This is a genomic window from Niallia taxi, from assembly GCF_032818155.1.
Classification (GTDB): domain Bacteria; phylum Bacillota; class Bacilli; order Bacillales; family Cytobacillaceae; genus Niallia; species Niallia taxi_A.
In genome coordinates, this window is record NZ_CP102590.1 from 1,319,201 (window position 1) to 1,331,942 (window position 12,742).

Consider the following 12,742-nt stretch of genomic DNA (forward strand, 5'->3'; position numbering starts at 1 on the left):
TTAAAATAGTTTAAATTCTTATATTATGAATATAAGATTTCTAGTATACTTATTACCTATATGGGATTACTCATTTAGTATAAAATGAATGCGGTTACATACTAAGTGCGTACGTATTATATTAATTTAGCATGCGAAATAGCTTACTACAGGTACTTAAATAATATTCATCTATACTTACCAAGGAGAGAGAATGAGATGTATCAAGAACAAATACAGTACCAGGCTGACTTGCCTGTTAAAATATTCACGCAAACTGTAGACAGCTTTCCATATCATTGGCATGAGGATTCGGAAATTTTACTTGTTCTGGAAGGAGAGTTAGAAATACGAATTGATCAAAAGAAATACACCTTATCCTCTGGTGATATTTTTTTAGTTAATGCAAACGAACTTCATTTCACTAATTCGCTTACTGGGTATGAAAATACTCAGGTTTTAGTACTTCAAATGGAGAATAAGTACTTAATAGAACATGGTATAGATATGGAGAAAAGGCGTTTTTATATAAATTCTAGAGAAGAAAGTAATACAGACAAATTGGATGAAATTAAATATATCCTTGCTAAAATGATGGAATTAATAATAAACAAAAGAAGTTACTATAACCTAAAAGTAAAGAAGTTGGTTTTAGAACTTGTAGTAAATCTTATTGAATACTTTGAAATACCACCCATAACAGACTTAAAACAATTAGATAGTGATCAGAGATTATTAGAAATATTAAAGTACATGAATAATAACTGTATGAAAACAAGCTTGAGTTTAAGGGATATTGCAGAGAAATTTGCTTTAAACCCCCATTATCTTTCTCGATATTTTAAGGTGAAAGTAGGGGTTTCAATGAAAAAGAAGTTAGATAGTATGCGATTAAATAAGTCGTTAATGGCTTTGCGAATGACAAATGAAACAGTGACTGAAATTGCATTAAAGTTTGGATTTCCTGATAGCAAAGCATATTATAGGGTTTTCAAGGAAGTATTAGGAACTACTCCTAGCGAATTTCGAAATTTATATAAATTAGAATCAGGAGATTTTATTTCGAAAGATGAGTATCTCGGTATAAATAGCAGTGAATCTCTAGCCAATTTATTTAAGTATCTCGAATGGAAAGGCAAGCAACAAGAAATACTAAAAAAACAGAATCAAGTTGTATATTTAGATTTGTTTCAAGTTCAAAAACCAATAAATCACACATTTACAAATTTGTTGACCTTCGGTTATGCGCCACTGGCTTTAAGAAGTGATTTTAAGTCTCAATTAAATCAAATCCAACAAGAAATAAATTTTAAGTATGTCCGTTTTCATGGTATTTTTGCTGACCAGTTACATGTGTACAATGAAAATCCAGACAAATCCTTGTTTTTTAATTTTAATAATTTAGATATTATATTAGATACCTTGTATGGTGCAAAACTAAAACCTTTTATTGAAATAGGATTTATGCCGAAGGATTTAGCAACAACAGAAGATACTATTTTCTTGTGGGATGCATATATTTCACCACCAAAACAGATGAGTCATTGGAAAGCATTATTAGAGGCATTTTTTAAGCATATCATTAATCGTTATGGACTTAATGAGGTTAGAACATGGTATTTTGAATTTTGGAATGAGCCAGAGGTTCCTTACTTTTGGAAAGGGTCAAGGGAAGAGTTCTTGACATTATATGCTGAGACGTTTAAAACAATTAAATCCATTGATTCGGAAATAAAGGTAGGGGGATTTAGTAGTATTAATTTCAATAACTATCAATCCTTGATAGACGATTTTAATGTTCTTGCGAAAAAAGAGAATATAGATTTAGATTTCTTTACTTTTCATGTTTATAATCTTACTAGGAAACATAACGTTCAAGTGGAGGCTAAAAGGAAATCACTTGTTATAGAAAGTGTTACACAATTTAAAAGTATAATGCTTGGTGATGAACATAACCTTACAAAAAGTATTGATTCTATTATCGAAATTAGTAGTGGATTGCATAAAAATTTTAAGGACATCTGGATTACCGAATGGAACAGTAATAGTGATAGCAAAGACCTACTTCACGATACATGTTATACGGCTGCCTTTATTACCAAAAATGCTATTGAAAACTTTGAAAAAGTAAAAGGAATGGGGTATTGGACATTCACTGATTTATTCGAAGAGTTTAAGCAACAAAAGCACTTATTTCATGGTGGCTTTGGTCTCATGACCTATAACGGTATAAAGAAAGCTGGATATCATGCTTTTTATTTCTTAAGCAAACTTGGAAATGAGCTAATTGAAAAAAGAGAAAATATGATAATTACAAAACGAGGATCAGATTATCAAATATTAATATTTAATTACAGCCACCCTAACTATCTGTATCGTAACTTTGATTATTCACAATTATCATTGACAAATCGCTATACTGTTTTTAATGACGAAAGAGTGCTTTCATTTAAAGTCAATTTGAATGGACTTCATGGAAAATACCGCATGAAAAAACAATACGTTAATCGATTTGAAGGTTCGGCTTATGATGTATGGGCTAATATTGGAGCTCCATTGGACATAGATGAAGAGATAACTCGTTATTTAAAGGGAAAAGCAGAACCTGGAATCCATGTGGAGAATATTTTTGTTGATCAGGATTATGCTTTTACGTCGGAGCTACAGCCTCATGAGATTCAATTAATTGAGATAAAAAAATATTATTAATAAGGGATAAAAGTTACTAAAAAGCCGTTGCTATAAACTGCACCCCAATTGTTAGACTGTGCCTAACGATTAGGGTGCAGTTTTTTTATGATTAAATATACAAGTGATATAAAATTAAAAATTATCCAAGGTTAAGCCCGAAAGTAATTTCTCAAAATGAATATACAAACACACCTGTACAAACTGACCTGTTAGTTTTAAACAAGGCGTACTAAACTATATGTTTCGGTCTGGTGAAATCACTAATGAATACCGCAGCTCTCTTTAAAGTCTCTAGTTATACAATGGTGTATGGTTGGCAGAGAAAAATAAAGGTTGGCGGTATAGTTAAGGCATAAATACTCGGTTGAAGGAACTCGTAAAGCTCGTTGATATTTCACGTAGCACGTATGATGATTTAGTGAAAAAATCAATCGACAAGATGACGTAAAGGAAACTGTTACGATAATTCTGTGATGGAGAATTTCTTTGGGATTATGAAATCAGAATTCTTTTCTATAAGGAATTCGAGGATGTAGAGCATCTTAAACAAAAACTTAAAAATATATGGAATATTATAATACCAAACGGATGAAGGCAAAATTCAAAATGAGTCCGGTACAATACCGAAAATCATTTTGAGCAAGCTGCCTGATGAAATAACCTTGTCTAACTTTTAGTGGTCACTTCAGCCGCTTTTTTATATTTTTTAATGAGTAAATTATTTTAGATGATTTAATTTTTTGTGCTAAGTAAATTTTTATCAGGTTATGTACAATTAATTAAGTCAATAATCGGAATATCAAATCTTAAAAAAGGGAATGTATTCGTTTTTGTTGGATAGTATATTTGAAACAAGAGATGATAAGCGCTTTCATCATGGTGTTTTAATTGTTAGTGTTAGGAGCAAAGATTTTGAAAATGAAATGTTTGCTAATTAATAAGAAAGGAAGTTTATTTTTTTGGGTGAAATGTAAGCGTTATCGAAAGGGAAAAAACATTTTTCACTTATTGTGGCATTACTTTGACATGAATTTAAGTGTACCAAGTGGGGGGAAACATGATGTTTAAAAATTTTAAAAAAAGAAAAAAAAGAAAAAATGAAATACTGCATCAAGTTATACAAGACAAGGCAAATCGAAAAGTAAGAAGGCAGGAACTTGCCGATTTGCCAGAGTCAGAAAGAAAAGAATTAATAAAAAGTGATAAGATTTTTGCCAAAGAGCAAAGGCAACAACGAAAAGAAGAATTAAAATCTTTAAGCCGTAAAGAAAGAAAAGAGGCGAAAAGAGAAGCGAAAATATACAAAAAAATAAAAAATAGACCAATAAGGATGGCGTGCTGGTCGGTTGTATTTCTGCTGTTGCTAAGTACGGGTTTAACTGTAGGACCAGCTGTTGCAAGCATAGTTGGGAACATAACTGGAAAAAATATTACTATTGATACAACAAGTGCGGAAGGTGTCAAAGCCAGAAAAGTTGCTGATATTGTTTCAGAAGAGATTGCTAATGAAGGAATAGTGTTATTAAAAAATGAAAATAACTCACTACCATTAACAGATAAAAAAATAAATGTATTTGGTTCTACTGCTTTTAGTTTTAAATATGGCGGAGGTGGTTCTGGTGCTGCAGATCAAACCCGTGCTGTAAACTTATTTGATGCACTCAAGAATGCTGGTATTAATTATAATCAGAAATTACATGATTATTACGCTGAAATTCCAGAATTAGAAGGGATAACAAAGTCTGAAACTGGTTTTGTGCAAGTAATCAAAGGAATGTTAGGTAATGACGAGTCAGCCAGTGAACCAGATGTAACGGATGCTGCACTTGCTCAAGCGAAAGAGTACTCTGATAATGCGATGATTATTGTTCAAAGTGAAGCTGTTGAAGCATCAGATGTAAGTACTGACCAATTAAAGTTATCAGACGAAATGCATAATTTAATTGAAACAGTGGCTGAGAACTTTAGTAATGTCACCATTATTGTTAACGCTGGTAATACATTAGAATTAGGATTCGTGGATGAATATCCAAGCATCCAATCTGTTCTTTGGGTTGGAACTCCTGGACCATTTGGAACTAATTCAATCGCAAAAGTTTTATCAGGAGAAATAAATCCTTCGGGCCGGATTACTGATACGTATGTCTATGATCTTACATCATCACCCGCTAGTGAAAATTTTGGAAACTACCAATATGATAATTTAGATAAAGCTTATATTAATTATGAAGAAGGAATTTATGTAGGATACAGATTCTACGAAACTTACTATCAGGGAAATGAAGAAGGATACAGAGAAACAGTTCAATATCCTTTTGGGTCTGGTTTAAGTTATACAACATTTGATTGGAAAGTTGTTACTCAAAATTTAAACAAGGAAGCAATTGAAATTAAAGTAGAAGTAAAAAATACAGGAAAAGCTGCAGGAAAAGATGTAGTTCAAGTATACTACTCAGCTCCTTACAGATCAGGAGGAATTGAAAAGTCAGCGATTAACTTAGGTGCATTTGCTAAAACAAAAACACTAAAACCAGGAGAATCTGAAGTAGTAACTATTAAGTACGATACAAGAGATATGGCTTCTTACGATATGGTAAATGAGAATTATATCTTAGAAAAAGGATCATACCAAATTAAACTCGCAAAGAATGTTCATGAAATTATCAGGTCACTGAAGTTTGAATTGCCTGAGAATATTGTATACAAAGAAGATGCTGATACTGGTACAGAGTACAAGAATCGGTTCACTCAATCAGAAAATGAATTAACGGTTCTATCTCGTAACGATTGGGAAGGAACATACCCATCAGATAAGGATGATTCAAAAATTGCCTCTAATAAGGTAATTAAAAGAGTTCAGGAACAGGACTTTAATAATGACCTAAAAATGCCTACAACAGGAGCAAAAAATGGGCTCGAATTGGAAGATTTAAAAGGGCTAGATTACGATGATCCGAAGTGGAACCGATTCCTAGATCAATTAACGGTCGATCAAATGATCAATTATGTAGTTAATGGAGCTTATCATACAAGGGGTATGGATGAACTAGGAATTCCAAATACAGTATTAATGGATGGACCTGCTGGATTTAGTTTCTTCTTCAAAAAATTTGAAGCTGGTGCTTATCCGACGCAAATTGTCATTGCTTCAACTTGGAATAAAGCTCTAGCATACGACATGGGGGAAGCTGTTGGAAAGGAAGCAATTGCATACGGAATTCATGGATGGTATGCTCCAGGATTGAATATTCACCGTACAGCACAAGGTGGAAGAAACTTTGAGTATATGTCAGAGGACCCTGTTTTAAACGGTGCGATTGGTGCCAGCATGTCGAAAGGTGCTCAAGACCAAGATGTCACAGTATTTATGAAACACTTTGTCATGAATGACCAAGAAACAAATGCACGTTCAGGAGTTCTAGTATGGTCAAATGAACAAGCAATGCGTGAAATTTACCTACGTCCTTTCGAAATGACTGTAAAAGAAGCTGGAGTAACTGGTACAATGTCTAGTTTCTCTTATATTGATGGAAAATGGGCAAATCCAGAATTATTAAATGGAATTTTAAGAGAGGAGTGGGGATTTAAAGGTGTAGTATCTTCAGATGCGGTGTTTAATTTTATGGAATCACAAAAAGCAATTACATCTGGTAACGATTTAATGTTAGATATAACAGGAGTTTCAAAAAATAAAAAACGTTTGGAAGAAGCGTATGATGTACATCCGGAAGCTGTTACAGTAGGGCTTCGAAATAGCATGCATAACTCACTATATGCAACATTAAAAACGTACTTATTTGATGAAAAATAAAGAGGGAAGGCAGACTATGTCCGCCTTCTTACTAAAAAAATGTGGTGGTGTATGATGAAACATCAAGATTTAATTGGAAAAATGACATTGGAAGAAAAGGCATCCCTCATGTCCGGGCAAAATTTTTGGAATACCAAGGCAATTGAACGTCTAGGGATTCCATCTATTATGCTAACAGATGGACCGCACGGGCTGCGAAAACAAGGTGGGAGGGCAGATCATCTAGGACTAAACAAAAGTTTACCAGCAACATGTTACCCAACTGCGGCAACGTTAGCAAATAGTTGGGATAAATCACTTATATATGATGTTGGAAAAGATATTGGAAAGGAAGCTCGTAGTGAAAAGGTAAGTGTCTTACTTGGTCCTGGGTTAAATATTAAACGTAATCCATTATGTGGACGTAATTTTGAGTATTTTTCAGAAGACCCATACCTAACTGGTGAACTTGCTAGTGAAATGGTTAAAGGAATTCAGTCTAATGGAATTTCTGCATGCCCTAAGCATTATGCTGTAAATAGTCAGGAACATATGCGCATGACTATTGATGAAATTGTAGATGAGCGTTCGCTTAGAGAAATTTATTTAACAGGGTTTGAAAAAGTTGTCAAAGAGAGTAACCCTTATACAATAATGTCTTCCTATAATAAGGTTAATGGGGAATTTGCAAATGAAAATCAATACTTAGCTAATGACATATTGTACTCTGAGTGGGGATATGACGGTGTTGTTGTAACAGACTGGGGTGGAAATAATGACCGTGTTGCGGGCTTAAGAGCTCATAATCAGTTAGAAATGCCTTCTACTAATGGTATTACAGATAAGGAAATTGTTAATGCAATAAATGAAGGAACATTAGATGAATCAATACTAGATCAAGCAGTAGATCATTTATTATCCTTAATTTTTAAAGTACATTTAGATGATAAGGAGCCTTTGCAAGTTGATTATAACCAGCACCATAACAAGGCAGTTGAAGCAGCGAGGCAGTCAATCGTTCTCCTGAAAAATGAAAGTAACATACTTCCACTTAAAGATGGAAAAAGAGTAGCTGTTATTGGCGATTTTGCAAAAAACCCAAGATATCAAGGAGCAGGAAGTTCATTAATTAACCCTTATAAATTAAGTAACTCACTTGATTATTTACAAGGCTCTAAATTAAATATAGTTGGCTACGCACAGGGATACAAACGAATGGGTGGCAAGAGTAGTAAATTAGTACAAGAAGCAACAAGTCTTTCAAAATCTGCGGAAGTAGTGCTTTTATTTATTGGACTTGATGAAAGCACAGAAGCAGAAGGTGTAGATAGAAACGATTTAAAAATAGCTCATAATCAGTTAGAACTTGTTGAATCTATAATTCAGGTAAATGATAATGTGGTGGTAGTTTTATCTGGTGGTGGAGCACTTGAATTGCCATTTGCAGATAAGGTAAAAGGAATTATTCACACCTATCTATCCGGGCAAGGTGGGGGGGAAGCAGTCGCTGATATACTACTTGGTAATTGCAATCCAAGTGGTAAATTAAGTGAAACATTCCCATTGCATTATTCTGATGTTCCATCCTCTTCATACTATCCAGGACAACAAGCAACGAGCGAACATAAAGAAGGATTGTTTATCGGCTATAGGTACTATGAAACTGCAAATGTACCTGTGCGCTATCCATTTGGCTATGGATTATCTTATACTACATTTGAATTTAGTAATCTTATGATAGATAAATTCACCGTAAGTTTTGATTTGACAAATACAGGTGAAGTTGCTGGGGCAGAGATTGTGCAATTATATATCGAAATGCTAGATTCAAGAATTTTTCGCGCAAGAAAAGAATTAAAAGGCTTTGATAAAGTTTACCTAGACCCAGGCGAAACGAAACGAGTGACACTAACACTAACCAAACGAGATTTTTCCTTCTTTAATCCAGTAATTAATGACTGGGAGGTTGAATCAGGGAATTACAAGATTCAAATAGGTAGTTCCATTCAAAAAATTCATATGGAGGAAACAGTTCAAATGGATGGTGTTTCTCCATCGATATTTATTAAAAGTGAATTTCCACACTATTCAATTGCCGACGTAAAGCAAATTCCTGATTCAGAATTTGAAAAGATATTAGGGAGAAGACTACCATCTAAACATTGGGATTCTAATAAAGATTTAGGAATGAATGACACGATTAATCAAGCGCAATATAAAAACTGGATAGGAAAATTGTTCTATAATAGTATTATGTTCTTTCATTTTTTCTTTAAAAAGATAGGAAGACCATTAACAGCTAATAATGTATACTTTATTATAAATATGCCATTTAGACAGGTCGACCGTTTTACAGGAGGTAAAGTCAGTAAAAAGAATGTAGAGACACTCTTACGATGGATTAATAGATAAGACAATATTAATTCCTTTTCATTAAACGTATTAATATTACACATTCTCCATTCAGGTACCAACTCTGTTAAATGTAAAGAGGTTGGGACAAAACAAAAGATAACCTTTCTAAACACGAATAATAAGATTACATCTAAATTTTAAAAATGAATCACGTGACTAAATAGAATATGGGTTTAATAAGTTCGTTTCATTGCGCTACCGCCACTCGTTTTCCGCTCCATTTCACTAAGATTTCTAATCTTTGTATTAAAACTAAAAACCACAAAAACCGAACTACTTAATCGTTGGTTGATTAATAAGTTCGGTTTTTTCGCAGATTCACATACTTATGTCCCAGCCTCTATTTGTTTGCTTTCAAATATTATTAACCTACTGCTATTCCATATTGGTTTAGAATTACTTCCTCTTAAATCACTTAATATCCTTATCTCCAACTAGTGTAATTTTGTGCTTTGCACTTATGATGGACTCATGGATTTAGGAAATGCTGAATAGTACAATCACTTGCGAGCTAGTAAGGTTTATTTCTCCCTTATAAGTGACATTAGTGAATTTGGAATTCTGTTTCTTTGTCAAAAAAGTGACCACTGTTCATATTAAAGCTTAATTGTACAGTAACTCCTGTTGCCAAATTAGTTCTTGAATCAAGGCGTGCAACGAACTCTTTATTGTCATGTTTGGAATATACTAAACTATCTGCACCAGTTAGTTCAAATACGTCAACTTTTGCATCAAAGCTTGTGTTTTCAGAGCTGTCCATTAGTTGATGATGGATATCTTCAGGTCTGATGCCGAAGATTACTTCCTTGCTAATATAGTTTTGGTCGCGAAGGATTAACAATTTGTCTTCAGGGATTTTAAATGATGTTTCACCGATTATTAATTTGTTGTCAACAATTATTCCATCAAAGAAGTTCATGGCAGGAGAGCCGATAAATCCGCCTACAAATACATTTTTAGGATTCTCATAGACGTCATTTGGAGTACCGATTTGCTGGATAATGCCGTCCTTCATAACAACAAGTCTTGAAGCCATTGTCATTGCTTCAGTCTGGTCATGCGTAACATAAATAGTTGTAGTTTTTAGCTTTTGATGTAGTTTGGAGATTTCAGTACGCATATGTACGCGAAGTTTTGCATCCAGGTTGGAAAGTGGTTCATCCATAAGGAATACCTTTGCATCCCGAACAATCGCACGGCCTAGTGCCACTCTTTGACGCTGACCACCTGATAAAGCTTTTGGTTTCCTCTTTAAGTATTCTGCTAAACCCAGTATTTTAGCTGCATCATTAACTCTTTGATCAATATCAGCTTTTGGGAATTTTCGTAGCTTTAATCCAAATGCCATATTATCGTAGACGGTCATATGAGGATACAAGGCATAGTCCTGGAATACCATTGCAATATCGCGGTCTTTTGGTGGGACATCATTAACACGTTTTTCATCAATAAATAAATCTCCTTTTGAGATATCCTCCAACCCTGCAATCATTCGTAAAGTCGTTGATTTTCCACAGGCATTAATCTAATATAGATTAATGCTTTTTGGACGAAATAAATATTTTGTAAGTTTAATCAATCAAATTTAAGAGTGATTGAATGTTTTCATAAATTACCGAGCTTGTGTTTGGGGAATCTTAATCTTTAAACATTTGCCTGAATTCTAAGGAGAGTAATCTCTCTCCAAAGCGGTCATTACCAAGTCTGTCATGGAAGTCGTAACCGAATAACCCACCATTTTTCCAGAGTGTAAATAACCAGTTAACAGCCTTCTTCTAATTTAGGCGATATCTATAACTCTTTTTCTTTCATTGTGATAAAGAAGTCTCCAACACACAGGTTCTAACTTTCATCACTTTTGTCGGCTGGAGTTAGCGTGATATTTTTATGGTTATCAAAAGGATAGTATCTTTTGTCATGAGTCGTTGTAAACGGTTTAAATTCACAAAGAGACTACTCAGTATTGTTCCAGACTACTTTCTTAATATAACGGTATAAATTTCTTTATTTTCGTAACTTTCACGTTTACGGGTGGACTCTGTTTTTCGTTAGGTATGTTAATAGGTACTTCTCATACTAGTCAGTTGAAGGTACTTGCATTAAAAAACAATGTAAACGATTTAATGTTCAATATTATTTTGATAAAACAGCTAATAATAATGTTTTCGAAACTTATTGACTTACTGTAGTTCTGAAACTACTATTGATAATAGTTATCATTTTCACTTAAGAGGGAGAGTTACTAATTTATGTTAAAACGAATGGACAATAAATTGTTTTTACTTATTATTGCTTTTATTTTTATACTATCCGGCTGCTCCAATGGGTCAGTAAAAGACACAAAGTCGACTGAAAGTAATAAAGACACACTTACAGTGGCATGGCCCAGAGATATTGGTGAAATGAATCCACATATATACAATCCATCTCAATTATTTGCTCAATCTATGGTTTATGAGCCATTAGTGAGCTATGGCGATAACGGAGAACTGGTACCACATTTAGCAAAGTCATGGGACATCTCCAAAGATGGGAAAGAATATGTTTTCCATTTACGTCAGGATGTTGAATTTTCTGATGGTACTAGTTTTAATGCAGAAATTGTAAATAAGAACTTTGAAAGTATACTAAAAAACATAGATATACACAGTTGGTTAGGTTTTATTTCAAAAATTGAAAATACAGAGGTTATTGATGAATATACATTTAAATTTACTTTGACAGAACCCTACTATCCAACTATTCAAGAATTAGCCGTTGTACGTCCTGTAAGATTCCTGGGTGAGGCTGGTTTTCCTAAAGATGGAGACACTTCAAAAGGTGTAGAAAAACCTATTGGTACTGGCCCATGGATTTTAGAAGATTACAAAGTGGATGAATATGCTACTTTCAAACGGAATGATAATTATTGGGGAGATATCCCAAATGTAGAGCAAATTAAAGTTAAAATCATTCCTGATGCAGAAACACGAGTACTAGCTTTTGAGAAAGGGGATTTAGATCTGTTATATGGAGAAGGTGTAATCAGCATTGATTCATATAAGCAACTAGAGGCAACTGGTTCCTATAAGACTAGTATTTCTGAGCCTGTAGCTACGAGACAGCTTGTAATGAACACAACAGTTGAGCAGTTATCAGATGAGCGTGTACGCCAAGCATTGCATTATGGATTTAACAAAGAAGCAATGGTTGATGGTGTGACTTCTGGATTGGAAGAAAAGGCTGATTATATTTTACCGACCAACTTACCTTATACTTCAAATGTCACAGCAACAAAAGTGAACTATAATACAAAAAAAGCAGAGGCATTATTAGATGAAGCAGGGTGGAAGTTAACGAAGGGCAACACTATTCGAGAAAAAAATGGTAAACCGCTAACAATAGAGTTAATGTATAACACTGCTGAAACAATACAAAAAACTATGGCCGAAACACTTCAATCGGAATGGGCTGGAATTGGTGTGCAATTAAATATTGTAGGAGTAGATTTGACCACTCAAGTAGAAAGATTTAAAGCAAATGAATTTGAAATGAACTTCTTTAGTAATTATGGTGCACCATATGATCCTCATACTTTTGCAAATATAATTGCTACAGAAGGTTTTGGATTTAATGAAGCAATTTCAGCGTATTCAGATAAAAATGAACTACTTAACAAGATTGCTATGGTTACAAAAACAACAGATGAGCAAGAAAGACAAAAATTATATACTGAAATTTTAGGTTCATTACAAGAACAGGGTGCTATTGTTCCTATTTCATACATTAAACAAATAGGAATCTATCAAAAAAATATTTCTAACTTTACGTTCTCTGCAAATAGAGACGAAGATCCTTTTAAGGGGATTAAGAAAAACCAGCAATAAG

4 protein-coding genes and 2 pseudogenes are annotated in these 12,742 nt (G+C 33.7%); 5 read left to right on the forward strand and 1 reads right to left on the reverse strand.

The window, feature by feature from the left end; translation table 11 throughout:
* The first annotated feature begins 198 nt into the window (after positions 1–198).
* From NQZ71_RS25470 to NQZ71_RS25485, 4 genes and pseudogenes are all read left to right on the forward strand, one after another.
* Positions 199–2,688, forward strand: a complete 2,490-nt coding sequence (locus NQZ71_RS25470) for a GH39 family glycosyl hydrolase (protein ID WP_317012043.1) — start codon at positions 199–201, stop codon at positions 2,686–2,688.
* Between the two features lie 425 nt (positions 2,689–3,113).
* Positions 3,114–3,309: pseudogene (locus NQZ71_RS25475) on the forward strand (IS3 family transposase); the annotation flags it as partial.
* Positions 3,310–3,727: 418 nt separating this feature from the next.
* Entirely contained in the window at positions 3,728–6,481 is a 2,754-nt protein-coding gene (locus tag NQZ71_RS25480) for a glycoside hydrolase family 3 C-terminal domain-containing protein (protein WP_317012044.1), read from the forward strand.
* Between the two features lie 51 nt (positions 6,482–6,532).
* Positions 6,533–8,872 (forward strand): beta-glucosidase family protein, encoded by a 2,340-nt coding sequence (locus NQZ71_RS25485; protein WP_317012045.1) that lies wholly within the window; start codon positions 6,533–6,535, stop codon positions 8,870–8,872.
* A gap of 547 nt (positions 8,873–9,419) precedes the next feature.
* Here the strand turns inward: NQZ71_RS25485 and NQZ71_RS25490 are convergent.
* Positions 9,420–10,397 (reverse strand): annotated as a pseudogene (locus NQZ71_RS25490) (ABC transporter ATP-binding protein); the annotation flags it as partial.
* A gap of 727 nt (positions 10,398–11,124) precedes the next feature.
* On the opposite strand from NQZ71_RS25490, the gene nikA reads away from it, so the two are divergent.
* Positions 11,125–12,741: a nickel ABC transporter substrate-binding protein gene (gene nikA, locus NQZ71_RS25495; RefSeq protein ID WP_317012046.1), complete on the forward strand. Its 1,617-nt coding sequence runs from the start codon at positions 11,125–11,127 to the stop codon at positions 12,739–12,741.
* Position 12,742: the final 1 nt, after the last annotated feature.